We start from the raw sequence: 21,358 nt of genomic DNA, 5'->3' as shown, positions 1-21,358 counted from the left end.
TTATTTATCTTCCTCCCACTTGGTGTTATTGATTTCCTTCAGTCTTTGGCTTTTTATTATTGTTGTTTGGTCTTCTTCGATGATTTTTTTTGTTACGATTTGTATTTGTTGAATCACTTTGAACTGTATTATTATTCCTGTTTGGTCGATTATTATTTTCTTTAGCATTACGATTTACAGGAACATTTTGTTTACCTTGCTGTTCGTTTTGTAGATTATCATTTTGAGTTTGCTGCTGAGGCTTGTTCTGACGGTTATTGTTTACATTACTGTTGTTTCCAGAACGATTGCGTGATTTTTTCTTTTTTGCTTTGTCAAATCTGCTGATATCAGCATTAGCCAAAAGGTCGATAGGTTTAGAAGGTTCTTTGATTTTATCTTCTTCGAGCAGTGATACTGGTTTTTCGCCACGTTTATTCATGGCAATAATTTCGTTTGCTCGTTCTGCGCTGATAGTTTCCAAATTTGCTGCAAGATTCTTGTCTGTGGAGTATGTCAGCTGGTGTGACAGAATATCAATTTTAAATTGATAGTAGTCGCTATCCATAGTTTGTAAGACAATTTCTTTTCCTGGAATACTTTGTCGTGCCTCTATATATTCATCTACCTCATAGTTTAGACAGCATTTTAATTTGGCACACATACCAGCTAGTTTCTGAGGGTTAAGAGAAATATCTTGATGGCGTGCCGCATTAGTGCTTACCGAAACAAAGTTTTTCATCCATGTGGCACAACATAGTTCGCGTCCGCAAGGTCCTGTACCTCCAATGCGCCCAGCTTCTTGACGAGTACCAATTTGTTTCATTTCGATGCGTACGTGGAAAGTTTCAGCCAAAACCTTTATTAACTGTCGGAAGTCTACACGCTCATCTGCGATATAGTAAAAAATGGCTTTGTTGCCATCACCCTGATACTCTACGTCACCGATTTTCATTTGTAATCCTAAGTCTTTAGCAATTTGTCGACTTTGAATCATTGTGTCATGTTCACGGCTCTTTGCTTCTTCGTATTTTTCCATATCAACAGGCTTTGCAATACGATAGATGCGTTTAATATCATCGGCTGATTTTAGATTTGCCTTCTTAATTTGAAGTTTAACTAGTCTTCCTGTGAGACTTACTACACCGATGTCGTGCCCAGGATTGGCTTCTACAGCAACAATATCTCCCTTTTTGAGTTCCAGGTTATTGTCGTTGTGGTAATATCCTTTTCGGGTGTTTTTGAATTGCACCTCGACAAGGTCAGTGCTACGGGAGTTTCCTGGTACGCCAGCTAACCAGTCGTATGTGTTGAGCTGTCTGTCCTGACGACCAACAGCACAAGAGCACAGACCTCGGTCGCATCCGTTGCACATTCTGTATTTCATATCATTGTAATCCATATTTTATTTTCGAATTAAAAGTACTATCATTTTAAGTGCCATATCAAAGAAGACGATTTTGGCATTGGCATTTTGTCCGATATCGTGGTGAGCTCTCTCAAGTAATTCTGTGATATCAATCACATTGGCTTCATTAATGAAACGAGCGAAGTTTTTGGAGAAATTTTCCTCATCCTGTGTCATGTAATTGAGATCAGGTTGTTGAAAATTAAACATGAAATTTTCTCTAATCATTCTCATGAAGTAGGTAAGCATGCGACGCTGTTTTTCTCTACCGAAGAGCGATATAGTTTCACTCCATTTTTTAAGATCGTGTATGTTCCTCATGTATGCTAATCGCATGAGCATGATAAACATGTCTAAGAATTGTCTGTTTTCGTTGCCGGCATCCAATTCTTCTAAAGCTTTATTCCAGTTGCCGTTGGCAACTCGTGCTACTCTTCGAGCAATATCTTCATCAAGGCCTCTTTGTTGTATGAGAGCCTGCTGAATAGCATCATTGTGTATCTTCTTGAAATCAAATCGTTGAGTACGGCTTCTAATGGTTTCCAAAAGATGCTCAGGTTCTTCGCTTACAAGTATAAATACTGTTTCGTGAGGTGGCTCTTCAAGTATTTTCAACAGTTTATTTGCACTTGTCAGATTCATACGTTCAGGAAGCCAAATGATGCTTACCTTATATCCACCTTGGCTTGATTTTAGACTTAGGTTTTTGGCGATAGCATCACTTTCTGCTGCTGTAATAATAGCCTGTTGGCTGGTAGCTCCCATTCGTTGCATCCACTGGTTAACCGTAAAGTATGCACCCTGTAGGAGCATTTCGTGCCAAGGTTTGGCAAAATCATCACTTATCGGCTGATGGTCTGCACCCATACCTGGCAGTTTTATGGTAGGGTAGGTGAAGTAGAGGTCAGGATGTTCCCATTTCTTTAGCATCGGACTGTCATTGAGCAGGTGTGATGCAAAAGCTAAAGCCAATGCCATTTTTCCACATCCTTGTGGACCACAGAAAAGCATAGCATGGGGTATTCTGTTTTCTTCGGCAAGTTGGAGCAGATGTTGAGCAGCTTCCTCTTGGCCAATAACTTCACTAAACTTCATCTCGTATTATAATAATCTTCTTGCTACTTCTTTTACGCTGTCTACTGCAGAAACGGTATAGAAATGTACATCATTTACACCATTGGTATATAGTTCTTTTACCTGGTGGGTTGTCCATTCTATCCCAAGTTGCTTAGCCTCTTCGTCATTCTTGCATTTCATAGCTTCGTTAGCCAACTCTTCAGGAAAATCGATGTGGAAGACACTAGGAACAACTGATAATTGTGATAATTTGGCAAATGGTTTGATACCAGGAATGATAGGTATTGTGATGCCCATTTCGCGTGCTTTCTTCACAAAATCGAAGTATTTCTTATTGTCATAAAACAGTTGGGTTACGGCATAAGTCGCACCAAGATCCTGTTTTTCTTTTAAATATTTTAAGTCGATATCCAGATTTGGAGCTTCGTTATGCTTTTCAGGATAGCATGCTACTCCGTATTCGAATTTTTTTCCTGGATGCTTGATGGGAGTACCATCTACAAAGTAGCCATTGTTAAACTGATTTACCTGTTTAATCAATTCTGTAGCGTGATCGTATCCACCTGGTACTGCTTTAAATCTATTGTCTTCGTGTGCTTTGTCACCGCGAAGCAAGAATAATGTCTCAATACCCAAAAATTGTATGTCGAGCAGTTCGTATTCTATATCCTCTTTAGTAGCTCCGCTGCAGATCAAGTGTGGAATGACAGGAATGTTATATTTGTTCTGAATAGCAGCAGCTATAGCTACAGAACCCGGACGTCTGTGGATTCTGCTTTTCTCAATGAGTCCGTTTTCTAGTTCTTGATAGATATATTCAAACGAGTGGTTTGTAATGTTGATAAATAGAGGATTGAATTCTTTCAATTTATCGATTGTGCGAAACAAACCATCTGTTCCGTTTCCTTTTAGAGGTGGTAGTACCTCAAAAGAAAAATGCTTTTGCGCATTACTGCTATTTAGTATTTCTGAAATATTCATATATGTTAAAAGGGTATTTGGTTGCAAATTTACTAAAAAAAAGTGTCAATAAAGCACGATTTATTGCTTTTTCAAGGGCTTTTTCGTTATTTTTTTAGGGCTAAATAATAAGTGTAAATCATTATTTTAGATTTTGGTGGTTGTATTGATGATTTCTGTCATATCTTGAAACGGTACATTATATTCAGCACGAAATCGTGTGAAACAATTGGTGCTATCAGTTTGCTCATGATGAAGTGTGCATTGAAAGCAGAGATTCATTCCCAAGTATAAATATCCGTTATTCTATGCTTTTTGCTATTTAATAGCACTGTCATTATATAGAACACTCTTGTAGGGTTTATGAATTCTTTCAAAGGATTATATTTGGGGCAGTTAAAATATGAAATAAGTTTTGTTAGAATATTGTAAAGTCATATTGGAATATGCTTTTAGATAGTTGTATATGTTGCTAAAAATATTGGTAGAGTAGAATATAGCAATCAAGTTTTTATAAAAAAAAGGAGTTACAATATTGTAACTCCTTTTGTGATCCGTTTGGGGCTCGAACCCAAGACCCCAACATTAAAAGTGTTGTGCTCTACCGACTGAGCTAACGGATCTCCGTAACTTTGTATCTCAAAAGCGAGTGCAAAGGTAATGCAATTTTTTGAAACTCCAAAATAATTTCGCACTTTTTTTTGAAAAATCTTCATTTTTTTTGTTTTAGGGCTGTTTTTGTGGGGTTTCTTCATGTTCTCGGGTGACATATCTTTGCCAATAAGCCATAATGAGAGTCGTGAGTGGAAGCGCAATAATTAACCCAATGAAGCCTAAAACTGCTCCCCAAACAGACAAACTGAGCAATAGAACTGCAGGATTTAGTCCCATAGCCTTGCCCATAACCTTAGGAGTTACTATAAAATCAGTGATAATTTGTACAATAATGAATACCAGAACTGCAGAACCAAAGACAATCCAAAAGTTCTCACCTGTGTCTGCTGCTTTGAGCATAGCAAGGAAGGCTGTTGGAATCAGAGCGAAAGTATGCAAGTAAGGTACGAGATCGAGAATACCAATCAAAATACCTAGACCAATTCCCATAGGGAAACCGATAATTGTAAAGCCGATGCAGAACATGATACCCATAATAAGGGCAACAAGTCCCTGGCCTCTGATATAGTTATTGAGCGCATGTTCTACGTCCTGTGCTAATTCTTGCCAAAATGGACGATTCTTCTTAGGGAATATCTTAATCCAGTTTTGGGTAAGGTATTCGTAATCTAGAAGAATGAAGAACATATATAATAACGTAATCATGGAGGCTATTATACTGATTACAATGCTCGCTGTTTGTCCTAAAACATTGAAGACTTTGGGCATTGCAGTCTTTACAGCATCGTTAAAGTCCTTGCTCTTTAAGAAATGTTCTATCTCAACTTGGTTGTTAACAAACCAATTTTTTATAAGTGTTGTTAGTGAATTACTATGTGTAGTTTGCCCCAACCACCTGTTTAGTACATCTTCGAAGCGAGCAAACTGGTCAAGCATTGGAGGAATGATAGCATAATATAAGGCTCCGATAACAACGACAACAAGAATAAGAGTCAAAATGATAGCTAAAGCCCTCACTTTAACATGCATATTGTATTGGATAAACTTGACGATAGGATAAAGTAGATAGGCAAAAAGCCATGCTATGAAAAACGGGAGCAGTACACTGCTCAGATAGTTGACGACATAAAATGTAGTCAGGATAAGCAATATAATGCCTATCCAACGAGCTGCTTTATCAAAGGTTATTTCCTGTTTCAGAAACTGTGGCTCTTGCATGTTTCTTTTCCTCCTTTAACTTATCCTCTTCAAGCACTTTGCGATAACATTCTCGGCAAAGAGGTTCATATTCTTCTTTTTCACCAAGAAGAACACGGTTGTTGTTATGTACAAGACGATGACTGACATATGCTAAAGCACCACAACGTACACAGATTGCATGTACCTTGGTTACTTCATCGGCAATGGCACAGAGTGCTGGAATAGGACCGAAAGGTACCCCCTTGAAATCCATGTCAAGACCAGCAATGATAACACGAACTCCCGAATTGGCTAGCTGATTGCAAACATCTACAAGTCCCATATCGAAGAATTGGGCTTCGTCGATACCTACTACATCAATTTCGTCAGCCATAGCGAGCAAATGTAATGCTGCAGATGATTCAACTGGGGTAGAATGGATCACATTTTGATCATGGCTAACGACATCCTCTTCAGAATATCGTGTATCCATAGCAGGCTTAAATATTTCCACTTTCTGCTTTGCAAATTTCGCACGCTTCATACGGCGAATCAGTTCCTCTGTTTTTCCAGAGAACATAGACCCGCACACAATCTCGATTCTTCCAGGGCGACGTGTTTCGCCAATTAAATTTTCAGTCATTTGAATGCAAAAGTACAAAGACGTTTTAAAAATTGCAAAGAATTAGTCCCTTTTTTTGTTGTCGAAGATAATTTAACTATATTTGTATCAATTATGGGCATATTATATATTGTACCTACACCTGTAGGCAACATGGAAGATATGACGTTTCGTGCCATTCGTATATTGAAGGAGGCAGATGTCGTCTTGGCAGAAGATACTCGTACTTCAAGTGTCTTACTGAAGCATTTTGAGATTAAAAATCATTTGATAGCTCATCATAAATTTAATGAGCATGGTACTTCGGCTCGCATTGTTGAGGAATTAAAGGCTGGTCGTACAGTTGCGTTAATTAGTGATGCTGGTACTCCAGGTATTAGTGATCCAGGTTTCTTTTTAGCACGTGAGGCTTCTAAAGCGGGTATTACGGTGCAGACTCTTCCTGGACCAACTGCTTGTATTCCTGCTATTGTAAATTCGGGACTCCCTTGTGACCGTTTTTGCTTTGAGGGGTTTCTTCCACAAAAGAAAGGACGTCAGACTTTCTTAGAATCGCTGAAAGAGGAATTCCGTACGATGGTATTTTATGAGTCTCCTTATCGTGTTGTGAAAACCTTACAGCAGTTTGCTGAATATTTTGGTGGTGATAGAAATGTTAGTGTAAGCCGTGAAATTTCCAAAATGCATGAAGAAACGGTAAGAGGTTCCCTTAATGAGGTTATTACTCATTTTAAGGAAGTCGAACCGCGAGGTGAATTTGTTATTGTGCTTGCAGGTAAAGAAAGAGTCAAAAAGAGTGCTAAAAACAAAAAGCTAAAAGACGAAGAAAAATGAGAAAGTTATTGATGGTGGCAGTGTTAGTTACTTTAGTTGTGACAGGCTGTCAAGATAATAAAAAAGAGGCCCCAGCTTTAGTTCGTTTAGAGCAGACAGATTCGCTTCAAAAGATAATTACCCAAAAAGACAATGAAATGAACGACTTGATGGGTACGCTCAACGAAATAGAAACAGGGTTTCGTGAAATCAACGAAGCTGAAAATCGAGTGGAGTTGGTTAAAGATGGTGAAGGCGCCAATCGTTCTCAGCAGTTGCGTGAGAATGTCCAGTTTATCTCAAATCGTATGAAGCAGAACAGAGCTTTGATAGCTAAACTGAGGCAACAGTTGCGCGAAAGTAGTTTTAAAGGTGATGAGTTTAAGAAGACTATCGAAAACCTTGTGAAACAGATGAACGAGAAAGACCAGCAACTGCAGGAACTTCGTGTAGAATTAGATGCTAAAGATATTCATATAACAGAGTTAGATGAAACAATCAATACTCTCAATTCTGATGTTAATAATTTGACTGCAGAGAGTGCACAGAAGACAGAGACTATAACGAATCAGGATAAGCAATTAAATACAGCGTGGTATGTTTTTGGAACAAAGAAAGAATTGAAAGAGCAGCGTATCCTTGTTGATGGTAAAGTGCTTCAGGGGAATTTCAATAAAAGCTATTTTACCAAGATTGATATTCGCGTAAGCAAAGAAGTAAAGCTTTATTCCAAGTCGGTTCGGCTATTGACCATGCATCCTTCTTCTAGTTATACGCTGACGCAGGATAATAATAATCAGTATATTCTACGAATATCTAATCCTCAGCTTTTCTGGAGTACTAGCAAGTATTTGGTCGTTTTAGTCAAGTAAAAGAGAATTTCTATATGCTAGAATCGGGCAACTTTTTTCATGATGAAAAGGTTGCCCGATTTGTTTTATCTTCGATGTTGAAAGAAACGCTGCATCAGTTCTTTGCATTCATCTTCAAGTATGCCACAAGTTGTTGAGGATTTGGGATGCATAGCCTGTGGAGCATATTTACGATATCCTCGTTTTTCTTCGGAAGCACCGTATACAATTCGTGGTATTTGTGCCCATCCTATGGCACCGGCACACATCGTACATGGTTCGATAGTCACATATAGTGTGCAGTCTTTTAGATACTTCCCACCAAGTGTATTGGCAGCTGCAGTTATAGCTTGCATTTCAGCATGAGCCGTAACGTCATTCAGTGTTTCGGTTAGATTGTGTGCTCTTGATATGATTCTTCCTTTGCATACAATAATAGCACCGATGGGTATTTCGCCCTCCTCGAAAGCTTTTTGGGCTTCAATGAGTGCTTTGCGCATAAAGTTCTCGTCTTCTTTTCGTATTTCTTCTGTTGTCATAAACCTATTTTTAGTGAGACAAATTTACAAAGAAAAGTTTGAAGATGTAGAATAAAAATCGTAATTTTGCATTAGTAATAGTGAATAATAATGGCAGAACATAACGATTTAGGTGCTTGGGGGGAGGATAAGGCTCAAGAATACCTGGAAAGTGAAGATTATGTAATTCTTGAGCGAGATTGGAAGGACGGTAAGCGTGATCTTGATATTATTGCAGAGACTCCTGATGGTGAGCTAATTGTTTTTGTAGAGGTTAAGACAAGAACGGTTAATGATGGACAGATGCCTGAAGAAGCTGTTGATCTTGCTAAAATAAAAAATTTACGATCAGCTGCTAATGTCTATGTTAAGACTTATGAGGTTGACAAACCGCTTCGCTTTGATATCATCTCAATTACTGGTTCTGATGGTATAGTCCAAAGGTTTAAACATATCGAGGATGCTTTTAACCCATTATTGTTTTAAAAATGAATATAAGGGCAATACATTTAAAGGAAACGGATTCAACAAATCGTTGGTTAGCAGATTATACACCAGCGAGTGGTGAAGATATGACCGTTGTTGTTGCTGACTATCAGACGGCAGGTAAAGGACAGGGTACCAATACGTGGGAGAGTGAAGTTGGTAAAAATTTGCTTTTTAGTATATTGATACATCCGACAATGGTCCCTGTGGCTCGACAGTTTCTATTATCAGAAATGGGGGCTGTTGCTATTAAGTCTGTTTTAGAGAAATATACGGATGGTATTACTCTTAAATGGCCGAATGATGTTTATTGGAAGGATAAAAAATTATGTGGTACACTTATTCAAACTTCGATAGCTCAGCATCATATCAAAAATTGTATTTTTGGTATTGGCCTTAATGTTAATCAAACAGAATTTAGAAGTGGTGCCCCAAATCCCGTTTCGCTTGTTCAGATACTAGGTTATGAATTGGATTGCGAAGAATTATTGCTTGAAATTGTTGAGGCTTTCAAAAAAACAATGGAGTTAGTTTTACGAGCTGATTATAATTCGATAGTTGCTTTGTATCATTCTGCGTTATATAGATCGCATGGTTTTCATACCTATCGAGATGCTTATGGAGAATTTGAAGGTGCTTTGGTAGAAGTAGAAGATGATGGTCATTTAATTCTGAGGGATCGGAAAGGAGTGATGCACTCTTATGCTTTTAAGGAGGTGCAGTTTGTGTTAGATTAAAATGTAAACTTATTAATATATGGCAAGATTCAAGAGAATACTGCTCAAGTTGAGTGGTGAAAGTTTAATGGGTAATCAAGGTTTCGGTATTGATCCAGATCGTTTATCTGACTATGCAAAACAGATTAAGGAAGTTCACGAAATGGGTGTACAGATAGGTATTGTTATCGGAGGTGGTAACATTTTCCGTGGGCTTAGTGGTAGTCAGAAGGGGTTTGATCGTGTAAAGGGTGATCAGATGGGTATGTGTGCAACTGTTATTAACTCTCTTGCTTTGAGCAGTGCCCTGGGTGCTTTGGGAGTTAAAACAAAAGTATTAACTGCTATTCGTATGGAGCCTATCGGTGAATTTTATAATAAGTGGAAAGCAATAGAGTCAATGGAAGCAGGATATGTATGTATATTCTCTGCAGGGACTGGTAGTCCTTACTTCACTACAGATACTGGCTCTTCTCTTCGTGGTATAGAGATTGAAGCTGATGTGATGTTGAAAGGTACACGTGTAGATGGTATTTATACAGCTGATCCTGAGAAAGATCCAACAGCTACCAAGTTTACTGATATTACTTATGATGAAATATATACTCGTGGCTTAAAGGTGATGGACCTTACTGCTACTACGATGTGTAAGGAAAATAATCTTCCTATCTATGTATTTAATATGGATATCTTTGGTAATCTTAAAAAAGTAATGGAAGGTGAAGAGATAGGCACACTTGTGCATAACTAATTTCTGTAAGAATGTTATATATAAACAATAAAAGGATACCTCTTTGCAGGTGTCCTTTTATTGTTTTTATTCTTCTGTAAAGTCTACATATTCTCCTTCGTCCTTTGGAATAATCTTCTTATTTACTTCTCTAGAATTGTGCACGTCGAAAATAATTTCTTCGTCCGAAGAACAATCCTTTGATTTATTCTGCTTAGAAGTATAAGAACCATTACTATGTTGATTATTACCAAAAGATTCATTCATCTGCTGTTTAAAGCGATTAGCATGTTGGCGTATCCGTGTATAAATACGAAAAGCGACCATGCCCACAATCAGAAGGAATGCAATGATGATAATTAGCAGAAAATGAAGAATTGTTACCATATAATTATACTCTCTTACGGTTGAGAATAATTGAAAGAATTACGTACCAAGCTATAATGAATGCAAATGAAGCAGTCAAGTAGCCGATGCATAAAAAGAGAGTAAAGAAGATAATGCATGTAATGATAAAAGAATATTTTACTTTGTTTTCTTTCCATCCCCAATGTTTGAATTTCAAAGCGAACATTGGTATCTCAGAAATGAGTAGCCAACTGCTCAGACAAATCATGAATAGTAGAAAGTATACACTATACGTAGAATGTTCAAAGAAAGGAGTGCCTCCTATAATTAATGACCCCCAAAAAAGGGCATTAGCAGGTGTAGGTAATCCGATAAAAGAGGTAGTCTGACGCTCATCCAAATTAAATTTCGCTAGTCTTAAAGCAGAAAAAGCAGCCATAATATATGCGAAATATGGAATATATGCTCGATAAGTGTCTAAGAACTCAGGATACTCTATAACATTTAGTTGCCAAAAAATGATGGTAGATGGGGCGACACCGAAGGTGATATCGTCTGCAAGTGAGTCTAGTTCTTTTCCAATAGGAGAAGACACTTTGAGTAAACGAGCACTCATTCCATCGAAGAAATCAAATATGGCACCAATGATAATCCATGCCAGGGCCATGGATGTGTTTCCTGTAAACGCATAGGTAGTGGCAATGCAGCCAGAAACCAGATTACAGCACGTAATAGTATTTGGAATATGTTTCTTGATAGACATTACTTCAATTTTGCAAGAATTGTTTGATCGCCAGTCGTCTTCTGTCCCATTTTTACCAAAATTTCAGAATCGACAGGAAGGAATACGTCTACTCGTGACCCTAATTTGATAAAGCCGAGGTGTTCATCAATGAAGCAATCTTCTCCGTCTTTAGCGTAAGTAACAATACGACGAGCTGCTGCACCGGCAATTTGACGACACAAAATATCAACACCGTCTGGTGTAGTAATCATTGTATCTGCTCGTTCGTTTTCCTCACTGGCTTTTGGGAGCCATGCTTTATGAAAATTACCATTGCGATGACGTACAAACTTTACTTTTCCATCAACAGGAAACCAGTTAGCATGAACATTAAAGAGGCTCATAAAAATGGAAACCATAATGCGTTTGTCGTGGAAGTATTCATTTTCTTGAACTTCCTCGATAACAACGATTTTACCATCTGCAGGAGCAACAACAAGTTTGCTGGTATCGTCTACATTAATATAGCGGATAGGACATTGGTAAAAGTTTGTTACAATACCATAGACTATACCGAAAATAACTACAAAACTCCAAAATGGAATTTTTGTTTCAAAGACATACCATAGCAGTCCCGCAACTGCTATTAATAAAATACCGCTATACAATAAGGTGTTTGTTCCTTCTCTATGTATTCTGATTTTTTTAAATTTCTTGATTCTATTTCCCATTCTGCGGATTAGGTTTTTATCATTCTGTGCAAAGGTAAACCTTTTTTGGTAATTTTGCAAATTTTTTCTCTTTCTTTTGGCTATTCGGAGTTTTACTCGTATCTTTACCAACGTTTTTCTAAGGAGAGAACTATATAAATGGAAGATTTTGTTCATTTACACGTCCACACTCATTATTCTATTCTTGATGGTCAGTCTAAGATACCTCGTCTTGTTGATAAGGCTATTCAGGATGGCATGAAAGGTATGGCTATTACCGATCATGGCGTCATGTTTGGTATTAAGGAGTTTGTAGATTATTGTAGTGGTGTTAACAAGGGACGGAAAAAGGAAGGTTTAGAACCATTTAAGCCGATAATTGGTTGTGAGATGTATGTGGCTCACCATCGTCTTGAAGACAAGGTTAAAGAAAATGGTGATCAGAGTGGTTATCATCTTATAGTTTTAGCAAAAAACTATGAGGGATATAAAAATCTCATTAAGTTGGTATCCCGTTCTTGGGTTGATGGTTATTATTATCGTCCTCGAACAGATCGCGTAGATCTAGAAAAATATCATGAGGGTCTTATTGTTTGCTCAGCCTGTATTGCGGGTGAAGTCCCTGCTAAAATTATTAAAGGTGATATTGCTGGTGCTCGTGAAGCTTTAGAATGGTATCATCGTGTTTTTGGTGAGGATTATTATCTGGAACTGCAACGCCATGAGGTAAAGGATCCAGTGATTATGGCTAACCGTGAGGCTTTCCCTTTACAGCAAAAAGCTAATAAGGTCTTAATAGATTTTGCTAGGGAATATGGTATCAAATTGATTTGTTCCAACGACGTTCACTTTGAGGATAAAGAAACGGCGGAGGCACATGACCATTTGCTTTGTTTGTCTACTGGTAAGGATTTGGATGATCCGATGCGTATGCGATACAGTAAGCAAGAGTGGTTTAAAACACGTGAGGAGATGAATGAAGTTTTCTCTGATGTTCCAGAAGCTCTTTCAAATACATTAGATATACTGGACAAAGTAGAAATGTACAGTATAGATCATGGTCCTATTATGCCTTTCTTCCCAATTCCTGAATCGTTTGGTACAGAGGATGATATCCGAAAAAAGTTTTCTACAGAAGACTTGTTGAAGGAATTTTCTTCTGATGAAAATGGGGATAATACTCTTCCTCGTGAGGATGGTTTGAAGAAGATAGAGTCGTTAGGAGGATGGGATAAAGTTTATCGTATCAAGTATGAAGCTGAATATTTAGCAAAATTAGCTTACGATGGGGCTAAGAAATTATACGGTGACCCACTGCCGCAAAATGTAAAAGAACATGTAAATTTCGAGTTGCATGTCATGAAGACTATGGGTTTTCCTGGCTACTTCTTGATCGTCTCTGATTTTATTCGAGCAGCTCGTGAGGAGTTAGGGGTTATGGTCGGTCCTGGTCGTGGTTCAGCTGCGGGTTCTGTGGTTGCTTATTGTTTAGGTATTACGAAGATAGACCCACTAAAGTATGATTTGCTGTTTGAACGTTTCTTGAATCCTGATCGTGTAAACCTTCCTGATATTGATACAGACTTCGATGATGATGGCCGCGGTAAGGTGTTGAGATGGGTAATGGATAAGTACGGTCATGAAAACTGTGCTCATATTATTACCTATTCGAGTATGGCTACCAAAAACTCTATTAAGGATGTTGCTCGAGTAGAAAAGTTGCCTCTTGATCGTTCAAATGCTTTATGTAAAGCCATTCCTGATCGTCTCCCTGATGGTCTGAAGATGAATTTGACTAATGCAATCAAGTGTACTCCTGAATTACGTGAGGCAGAATCGTCTTCTGATCCAAGAGAGCGTAATACTATAAAATATGCTAAAATGCTTGAGGGTACAGTCAGAGGAACAGGTATTCATGCTTGTGGTTTTATTATCTGTCGTGACCCGATTAGTAATTGGGTTCCGGTATCTACTGCTGATGACCCAGATTTTCCTGGTCTCAAAACGGCAGTGACTCAGTATGATGGTCATGTGATTGAATCTACTGGTTTGATCAAGATGGACTTCTTGGGTTTGAAAACACTTTCCGAGTTAAAAGAGGCTTGCAAAGTTGTTAAGCAAACTACTGGTGTTGAAGTAGATCTAGATAATATTCCTATTGATGACGAGCTGACTTATAAGTTGTATCAAGAAGGAAGAACCATTGGTACCTTCCAGTTTGAATCAGCAGGTATGCAGAAGTATCTTCGTGAACTAAAGCCTACCGTCTTTGAAGACTTGATAGCCATGAATGCCCTGTATCGACCAGGACCTATGGATTATATACCTTCATTTATTGCTCGTAAAAACGGCAGGGAAGAGATAAAGTATGACATTCCTTGTATGGAGAAATACTTAAAGGATACGTATGGTATTACTGTGTATCAAGAGCAAGTGATGCTTCTTTCTCGTCAGTTAGCTAGTTTTACTCGTGGTGAGAGTGATGCCCTTCGTAAGGCAATGGGTAAGAAGAAAAAAGCGATTGTAGACCAAATGAAGCCAAAGTTCTTGAAGCAGGGACAAGAAAATGGTCATGATCCAAAAGTGCTTGAAAAAATTTGGGGTGACTGGGAGAAATTTGCTTCTTATGCTTTCAATAAATCTCATGCCACTTGCTATTCATGGGTAGCTTACCAGACAGCCTATATGAAGGCTCATTATCCTGCAGAATTTATGGCCGCGTTGATGACCCGTCGTTTTAGTCAGATTACAGAAATCACCAAATTGATGGAAGAATGTAAGTCGATGGGTATACAGACATTAGGCCCTGATGTTAATGAGAGTTATTCAGGATTTGGTGTTAATGATAAAGGAGAAATTCGTTTTGGTCTTTCTGCTATTAAGGGTATGGGTGGTAATGCTGCTGCATCTATAGTAGCTGAACGCCAGAAAAATGGGCCATATAAATCAATATTTGATTTTGCAGAACGAGTAGATTTTGGTTCTGTCAACCGTAAGGCTTTTGAGAGTCTTGCACTGAGTGGTGGTTTCGATGGCTTTGGTCTTCGTCGTGAACAATATTTTGGTACTAGTGCCAAGGGGGAAGTTTTCCTTGATACACTTGTAAAATATGGTCAGTTGTTCCAGGCTGAGCAAATGGAAGCGCAGACATCACTCTTTGGTGGAGCTGATGCTATTGAAATTGCAACTCCTCCGATACCAGAGGGAGAGCAGTGGAGTACAATTGAAAAGCTAAACAGAGAGCGTGATCTTGTCGGTATTTATATATCAGCTCATCCTCTTGATGATTATAGTATCGTGTTAAATAGCATGTGTAATACGCATTGTACAGAAATTGAGGATAAGGCTGAGCTTGCAAAGAAGGAAGATATTGTTTTAGGTGGAATCGTTACAGGCGTAAAATCTAAATTTACCAAGAATGGTAAACCATGCGGCTTTGTGACAATCGAAGATTTTGAAGGCTCAGGAGAACTTGCTTTTTTTGGTGAAGATTGGGGTAAATGGAGAGGTATGTTGACAGAAGGCTGTTCGGTATATATAACTGGTAAATGTGTTCCCAAATATCGTGATTCTAATTATTACGAATTTCGTATCTCTGATATACAATATTTACAAACGGTAAAGGATACTAAAATAGACAAAATTACGATAGAAGTAGAAAGTGATGTACTTGACGAAGCAACAGTAAATGATATGAATATCATATTGGCAAACCATCCTGGTAAGACTGCGGTTTACTTCCAGATACACGACAAAGATACACATAGTGTAGTTTTGCTTCGTGCTAAGGATATGATGATTGATATTCCGAAGGAGTTGATTCATCTGATAGACAGTAATGCAGATATGAATTATCATATCAATTAATTATGGCATAAAGTTTGCGGATTCCGTATTTATTAATTAAATTTGTGCACATTATAAACTAAACGAAAGGAATAAAGATGGAAGTAACAATTACAACTGACAATTTTGAGTCTTATAAAAATGGTGAATTACCTTTGGTAGTAGATTTGTGGGCAACATGGTGTGGTCCTTGTCGTATGGTAGGTCCTATTGTTTCAGAGCTTGCTAATGACTATGATGGCAAAATTGTTGTAGGTAAATGTGATGTAGAAGAAAATGATGAAATAGCTATGGAATATGGTATTCGTAATATTCCTACTATTTTGTTTTTCAAGGGTGGTGAGCTAGTTGATAAGTTCGTTGGTGCTGCTTCAAAGGCTACTATCGAAGAAAAATTCAAGGCTTTGCTGTAAGATTCATAGTTTCATGATATATAAAAAATGAGAATGTCAAAATGGCATTCTCATTTTTTATATGCTTATGTTTAGTATTCGATGTTTCTAGTACCATCTTCGTTGGCGGTTATAGTAACTTTAACAGCATCTTCAGGAAGTAGGTCTTCTATGAGTTCAGGCCATTCTAGGAAACATAAATTACCACTGTAGAAATAATCTTCATACCCCATGTCGTATACTTCATCTAACTTTTTAATTCGGTAGAAGTCAAAATGGTATATTGGCTCACCTAATTTGTTAGATGTATATTCATTGACGATTGCAAAAGTTGGTGATGTAATCACGTCGTCAACATCTAGTGCTTCACAAATGGCCTTAATGAAAGTAGTCTTTCCAGCTCCCATTTTACCATAAAACGCAAAAATTTTGTTGTCGCCTAAATTATTTAAAAATTCTTGAGCGGCTTCCTGGATATTATCCAGTGATGTAATCGTAATCTTCATATTTTATCTATTTATCTCTTTCTTGGTTTTAAAGTAATCAGTGGAATGAGCATTTCCTCCATTGAAATGCCACCATGCTGAAATGTATCCTTATAGTAAGATACGTAATAATTGTAATTGTTTGGATAAGCAAAGAATGATTCACCTGTGGCAAATACGTAAGACGTGCTAATGTTAGGTGATGGTAACTGTGCTTTAGCAGGCTCTTTTATGGCAAAGACTTCCTTGGAATTATAAGCTAAGTTCTTTCCTAATTTATATCGCAGATTGGTATTGGTGTTTCTGTCTCCGATAATTTTTACGGGTTTAGAAGCACGTATGCAGCCATGGTCAGTAGTTAGAATAATTTTAAAATCTTCTTTGGCTAGTTGTTTAAATAGTTCGGATATGACAGAATGTCGCAGCCAACTTGTGGTAATACTTCGATATGCCGATTCGCTATTAGCGAGCTCTCTAACCATTTTGGATTCTGTTCGGGCATGAGATAACATATCAATGAAGTTGATAACAACGACATTGAGATCTTTTGATCTAAGATTATCAAAATGCTCTAAAAACCTATCTGCACCTATGGAATCATTGATTTTGTGATAAGAAAAAGAATTGTGTCTTCTGAATCGGTCTAATTGTGTCTGGATGAGTGGCGCTTCGTTCAGATTCTTACCTTCTTCTTCATCCTCGTCTACCCACAATTCTGGAAACATTTCAGCAATTTTGTTAGGCATAAGTCCACTAAAAATCGCATTTCTTGCATATTGTGTAGCAGTAGGAAGAATGCTCATATATACATCTTCTTCAATGTCGTACAGATCACCTATTTCTTTAGCAAGCATTTTCCATTGATCGAAACGAAAATTGTCTATTACAATGAAAAATACTTTTTCATTATTATCTAATAATGGGAATAATTTTTTCTTGAAAATCTCTGGACTTATTATAGGCCGTTCGGCTTCTTTATCCTTCATGGTCTTGGGGTTAACCCAGTATAGATAGTTTTTGGATATGTATTTAGCAAATCCGATATTGGCTTCTTCTTTTTGCATTTTCAGCATATCGGTCATTTCGCTATCTGTACTACTGAGTTCGAGTTCCCATTTCACAAGAGTTTTATATAGGTTAATCCAGTCTTGTGCAGTTCTGCATTCGCTGATCTGCATCATGATATTCTGGTAGTTTTGCTGATATTCGCTCTGTGTTACTTCAGTAACGATTTCCTTTCGGTGGATATTTTTTTTCAGACTGAGCAAAATTTGACTAGGATTGACAGGCTTAATCAGATAATCTGCTATTTTAGATCCGATTGCCTGATCCATGATGTGTTCTTCCTCGCTTTTAGTGACCATAACAATAGGGGTCGTAGGTTGAATATCCTTTATCTTTTGGAGCGTTTCTAGTCCACTGATACCAGGCATCATCTCATCCAGCATTATAAGATCATAGTTCTGCTGTTTGCATAGGTCAATTGCGTCGCTGCCGTTACTTGCTGTTACAACTTCGTATCCTTTCTTCTCAAGGAATATAATATGTGCCTTTAGAAGTTCGATTTCGTCGTCTACCCACAATAATAATCCATTGCTCATAATTAAAATCCTTCTAAATCATAATATTCATCTTCCAAATCGAAGGTTTGCTTTTGAGGTTGGCGTTTGTCCTTCGTCTTGGAACTGTTGCTTTTTGTATTACTAAATCCATCATTGAAATATATGCCTGTATTTGTCTTTTTGGAAATAGATTCCTTTTTGACCGAAGACTTTTGGGATGGTATATTTTTGCTAACTTTGCTATTGCCATTGACAATTGTCTTCTTTGTTGTTTCTTTTTCAATGACTGTTTTGGTAGGAATGGTAACTCCTAAAGTCTTTGGTGATGCAGGTACAGGAGTTGCTGTTTTTTCTTCTTTAATTTCTACAACAGTTGTATGAGAAGAAGGAGAAGAAGTATTTTTTTCTTTTTCCTGAATAATAGTACCTTCTAGTTTAGGTTCTATATCCAAACCATTGTCAATGAAAATACCGTCATTAAGCATATTATTCATTTCTTCTTGTGTCGGTGTTGTACTGCTATTTTCTTTGTCAGTGATAATTTCTTCTGGCTCAGTCAATAGGCGGAATGTACGTATCTTAAGTGTTGCAAAATGCTTCTTGTAGAATTTATCATAATCACTATAAGACAAATATTTCCCAATTATCTCAAGGTTTGTATTGCTAATGATTAACGTGTTAGCATTTTTTTCAATACTCCTGACAATATTTTCCTGATCTGCTAATTGTCGAGCATATTGCATTGCTTCGTCATAATTCCTAAATCCTTGGATGCGCATGCGATGTATGCCGTCAACATCGTCGATGGCTATATCGAAATTGCGGACAAGGAAATTGGTGAAATTGAACTTCGCAACTTCAAATAATAATTTGTTTTCATGTAGTGAATCTGGATTATACATGATGATGAAATTAAACTCCGTATTTCGTTCAGCCGTAAATTTTTGATTTTTAATAGTATTACTATCATTAAGAATATCTGCACGCTGATTCCATACCACATTCAAATCAAATTTGGCTCCATGTAGTTTTCTTCCGTCGTTAACTCCATTCAAAATCATACCAGCCATTTCTGCCAGTCTGCTGTTAGCGAATTTATCGACGATAGTTTTCATATCAGAAATACAACCTTTGGTATCACCACTATTGAGTTTGCTCATACCACCGATAAATAGAAATTTATCTCTATTAGCACCAGTAGGGAAGCGATATTCAGAAATACTTGTATTGGCTTTAACTTCTTGATATCGATCTGCTTTAAATGCTTCGTATGTAGCAGCGTATAGAGAGTCTTCTATTTGTTCACCAAATTTTGCATTTTCTATATAATATGGGTCAGTAAGGAGAGTCGTCCATTGACTTTGTGGATAGTCATCTTTTAATTTTTCGATATAAGTATTAGCTCTATTAGCTTGTCCTTCACGTGAATATAACAAAAATAAATGATAATAAACATCATCGAGGTGTTCATAATCTGAATAATTGTCAGTAATACGTCTAAGTGCTTTTTCGCTAAGTGTAAGATTGTCTAATTTATCTTTAAAGATTATGCCACAGTGGTATAATGCATCTTGAAGAATCTTATTACTTGCTGTAATTTGTTCTTCTGTAAATGGAATATCTTTGAGATAATATTCGCGCTTATGTGGATTGTTCTGTGCGCTATCGCTTATATTTTCCAGCGAATCAAGTCTATTCTGTTCTGCAAAAAGAGAATCTCTCTGTTCATCAGATAATTGTTCCTGATTCTCTTCACCCATAGCAACAACGGTTTTATTGGAGCGCTGCCAGTTATCCACGTTTTCCCGTTTGCCCCATGATCTTTCAAAGGAAGCTTTTCCCTGTGATACCGTTAAAGGATTGTAGAAATACCAAATTCCGTTTTGTCGGGTGTTAGATAATTGTTGAGGCTGCTGTTTATTTGTATTTGCTGTATGAAAGCCATTCTTGCTGTTATTAATTGTAATTTGTGCTTCTGCTTCTTTATTTTTTTGTTCTTTTTCTTTTTTCTTGTAATTAGCTATTAATTTATCAATAATAGCATATCTTTCTTTATCGCTCATACGAGCTAAACGCTGTAGAGAGTCTTGTAATTCCACAGCGTCACTATAAGGAACCAATTCTTCAAGAATCTTGTCGCGATCTTCAAGAGTCTTATAATCTTTTCGGTCTTTATCGAGAAGACCTATAGCAGTACTATAACATCGATGTGCATCTCCGTATTTTTCCTTATCCCAGTATAAATTGCCAAGATGTAGCAGTAATACACCTTTTTCTACACCATTGCGAGTTGCTTTTTCATATCCTTCTTCGTAGGCTTTTATAGCTTGCATAGTGTCTTTTTGTGTTAAATAGATATTTCCAATGGCATAGTATACTTGGTCAAGATATTCTTTATTGTTATCAGATGTAGCCATACGTCTGAGTCTTGAAATCATTTTCTTGGCTTGCCCTCCAGCCATAACTTCAGTCATAGCAATGCGTGCATTGAATGCCAGTTCGTATGGTGGATTGAGTCTTTGTACATGCTTAAATGCAGTATAAGCTTCTTGATAATGACCTAAAGAAGCCTCAATTTGTCCAAGTAAAAACCATTCACGAGCTTTTTGCTTGCGTCTCATTTCGTGCTTGATAACCTTTTTCAGAAAAGGTATTGCTTTTTCGAAATTATGGGTATGTAAATAGTAATCGGCATACGTGTAGTCCCATTCTTTTTGTGCGCGCCAATGGATGGAGTCTCTTTCTATATTTTTCATGACATCTTCTGCATCATACAAAAATCCCTGTTGTATGAAGCATTTGGCCAACCAGGCACGTGCCTTTCCATAAATGGCAGGTTGTGTCTCGTATAATCGACTCATATAGGAAAAGGTTGATACAGCTTCGTCAAACTGTCCGGAATGAAACTGAGACCGTCCCATTAATAACCACGCTTTCCAAAGAAATGGGTTAAATTCTTTGCGATTAAGCCACTCTATATCTTTTGCAGTTTTTCGTCTGCTTTTATCCCAAATTGGTTTACGTTTTATACTATGTTGTTGGATAGCTTTTTCACATTTTTCAATAGCTCTATCAAAGTTAGACTTGCCAATAGCTATACTGTTCTTGTTTCCAACAGTATACAGTGGAATTATTTCAGTATAGTTGTCTCGATTGCCGTTTTCTTTTTCAAGGGAAGCGTCAATATAGGCTAGCGAACCATTGTAATAGGTGTTGTATTTGGCATTAAAAGAATGCCACCATCTATTTTTAGCTGTATTCTTTTGGGTAGAACAGCTCACAATGGCTACAAGAATAGACATTATTAATAGTAGTTTAATATGTGAAATTCTAATTT

Annotated in this window: 19 protein-coding genes and 1 tRNA gene; 7 read left to right on the top strand and 13 right to left on the bottom strand. The window is 37.3% G+C overall.

Annotated features, from left to right (window positions below):
• Positions 1-25: 25 nt before the first annotated feature.
• From L6471_RS12685 to L6471_RS12660, 6 genes are all read right to left on the bottom strand, one after another.
• On the bottom strand, positions 26-1,381 hold the full coding sequence (locus L6471_RS12685) for a PSP1 domain-containing protein (protein WP_036858049.1): 1,356 nt from the start codon (positions 1,379-1,381) through the stop codon (positions 26-28).
• A 3-nt stretch (positions 1,382-1,384) separates the two neighbouring features.
• The gene (locus L6471_RS12680; RefSeq protein ID WP_094448071.1) at positions 1,385-2,482 is read right to left on the bottom strand and encodes a DNA polymerase III subunit; all 1,098 of its coding nucleotides are present in this window, start codon (positions 2,480-2,482) and stop codon (positions 1,385-1,387) included.
• Positions 2,483-2,488: 6 nt separating this feature from the next.
• A complete protein-coding gene (gene metF / locus L6471_RS12675) occupies positions 2,489-3,445 on the bottom strand; it encodes a methylenetetrahydrofolate reductase [NAD(P)H] (RefSeq protein WP_006283581.1) in 957 nt (318 codons plus the stop codon).
• 529 nt (positions 3,446-3,974) lie between these two features.
• A tRNA-Lys gene (locus L6471_RS12670) sits at positions 3,975-4,047 on the bottom strand.
• Between the two features lie 103 nt (positions 4,048-4,150).
• Entirely contained in the window at positions 4,151-5,239 is a 1,089-nt protein-coding gene (locus L6471_RS12665) for an AI-2E family transporter (RefSeq protein WP_074549427.1), read from the bottom strand.
• The gene (locus L6471_RS12660; protein ID WP_074614610.1) at positions 5,217-5,861 is read right to left on the bottom strand and encodes a thymidine kinase; all 645 of its coding nucleotides are present in this window, start codon (positions 5,859-5,861) and stop codon (positions 5,217-5,219) included. Before L6471_RS12660 ends, L6471_RS12665 begins: the two co-directional genes overlap by 23 nt.
• 93 nt (positions 5,862-5,954) lie before the next feature.
• Here L6471_RS12660 and rsmI point away from each other — a divergent pair, with 93 nt between their 5' ends.
• Both rsmI and L6471_RS12650 read left to right on the top strand, forming a co-directional pair.
• Entirely contained in the window at positions 5,955-6,674 is a 720-nt protein-coding gene (gene rsmI / locus L6471_RS12655) for a 16S rRNA (cytidine(1402)-2'-O)-methyltransferase (RefSeq protein ID WP_027453333.1), read from the top strand.
• Positions 6,671-7,525 carry a Cbp1 family collagen-binding glycoprotein adhesin gene (locus L6471_RS12650; RefSeq protein ID WP_027453332.1) on the top strand — a complete coding sequence of 285 codons (855 nt, stop codon included), beginning with the start codon at positions 6,671-6,673 and terminating at the stop codon, positions 7,523-7,525. Before rsmI ends, L6471_RS12650 begins: the two co-directional genes overlap by 4 nt.
• A gap of 65 nt (positions 7,526-7,590) precedes the next feature.
• On the opposite strand, the gene L6471_RS12645 is transcribed toward L6471_RS12650, so the two are convergent.
• Positions 7,591-8,043, bottom strand: a complete 453-nt coding sequence (locus tag L6471_RS12645; RefSeq protein WP_027453331.1) for a nucleoside deaminase — start codon at positions 8,041-8,043, stop codon at positions 7,591-7,593.
• 90 nt (positions 8,044-8,133) lie between these two features.
• Here L6471_RS12645 and L6471_RS12640 point away from each other — a divergent pair, with 90 nt between their 5' ends.
• Genes L6471_RS12640 through pyrH form a run of 3 tightly spaced genes read left to right on the top strand, consistent with a single transcriptional unit; the run spans position 8,134 to position 9,975 of the window.
• Complete coding sequence (locus L6471_RS12640) at positions 8,134-8,508, top strand: YraN family protein (protein WP_027453330.1); 375 nt, start codon at positions 8,134-8,136, stop codon at positions 8,506-8,508.
• A gap of 2 nt (positions 8,509-8,510) precedes the next feature.
• Positions 8,511-9,245, top strand: a complete 735-nt coding sequence (locus L6471_RS12635; RefSeq protein WP_074549385.1) for a biotin--[acetyl-CoA-carboxylase] ligase — start codon at positions 8,511-8,513, stop codon at positions 9,243-9,245.
• A gap of 19 nt (positions 9,246-9,264) precedes the next feature.
• Entirely contained in the window at positions 9,265-9,975 is a 711-nt protein-coding gene (gene pyrH, locus L6471_RS12630; RefSeq protein WP_027453328.1) for a UMP kinase, read from the top strand.
• 66 nt (positions 9,976-10,041) lie between these two features.
• Here pyrH and L6471_RS12625 read toward each other — a convergent pair whose 3' ends face one another.
• Genes L6471_RS12625 through L6471_RS12615 form a run of 3 tightly spaced genes read right to left on the bottom strand, consistent with a single transcriptional unit; the run spans position 10,042 to position 11,757 of the window.
• Positions 10,042-10,341 (bottom strand): DUF4834 family protein, encoded by a 300-nt coding sequence (locus L6471_RS12625; protein WP_006282133.1) that lies wholly within the window; start codon positions 10,339-10,341, stop codon positions 10,042-10,044.
• 4 nt (positions 10,342-10,345) lie between these two features.
• Positions 10,346-11,065, bottom strand: coding sequence for a CDP-diacylglycerol--serine O-phosphatidyltransferase (gene pssA / locus L6471_RS12620; RefSeq protein WP_006282132.1), 720 nt, complete (start codon positions 11,063-11,065; stop codon positions 10,346-10,348).
• The gene (locus tag L6471_RS12615) at positions 11,065-11,757 is read right to left on the bottom strand and encodes a phosphatidylserine decarboxylase family protein (protein ID WP_039870200.1); all 693 of its coding nucleotides are present in this window, start codon (positions 11,755-11,757) and stop codon (positions 11,065-11,067) included. Before L6471_RS12615 ends, pssA begins: the two co-directional genes overlap by 1 nt.
• A gap of 138 nt (positions 11,758-11,895) precedes the next feature.
• Between L6471_RS12615 and dnaE the strand changes: the two genes are divergently transcribed.
• Together dnaE and trxA are read left to right on the top strand one after the other, a co-directional pair.
• A complete protein-coding gene (dnaE, locus tag L6471_RS12610; RefSeq protein ID WP_173651756.1) occupies positions 11,896-15,603 on the top strand; it encodes a DNA polymerase III subunit alpha in 3,708 nt (1,235 codons plus the stop codon).
• Between the two features lie 77 nt (positions 15,604-15,680).
• Complete coding sequence (gene trxA, locus L6471_RS12605; RefSeq protein ID WP_006282129.1) at positions 15,681-15,995, top strand: thioredoxin; 315 nt, start codon at positions 15,681-15,683, stop codon at positions 15,993-15,995.
• Between the two features lie 71 nt (positions 15,996-16,066).
• Here trxA and tsaE read toward each other — a convergent pair whose 3' ends face one another.
• From tsaE to porW, 3 genes are read right to left on the bottom strand one after another with little or no spacing between them, the layout of a single operon-like run.
• Entirely contained in the window at positions 16,067-16,480 is a 414-nt protein-coding gene (gene tsaE, locus L6471_RS12600) for a tRNA (adenosine(37)-N6)-threonylcarbamoyltransferase complex ATPase subunit type 1 TsaE (protein ID WP_006282128.1), read from the bottom strand.
• A gap of 11 nt (positions 16,481-16,491) precedes the next feature.
• A complete protein-coding gene (porX, locus tag L6471_RS12595) occupies positions 16,492-18,060 on the bottom strand; it encodes a T9SS response regulator signal transducer PorX (protein WP_006282127.1) in 1,569 nt (522 codons plus the stop codon).
• 2 nt (positions 18,061-18,062) lie between these two features.
• A complete protein-coding gene (porW, locus tag L6471_RS12590) occupies positions 18,063-21,323 on the bottom strand; it encodes a type IX secretion system periplasmic lipoprotein PorW/SprE (protein ID WP_237797430.1) in 3,261 nt (1,086 codons plus the stop codon).
• Positions 21,324-21,358: the final 35 nt, after the last annotated feature.

The organism is Segatella bryantii, from assembly GCF_022024215.1.
In the GTDB taxonomy this organism is placed as follows: Bacteria; Bacteroidota; Bacteroidia; order Bacteroidales; family Bacteroidaceae; genus Prevotella; species Prevotella bryantii.
The sequence above is the reverse complement of the archived record's forward strand: the minus strand, read 5'-3'. Positions and strand labels throughout refer to the sequence as shown.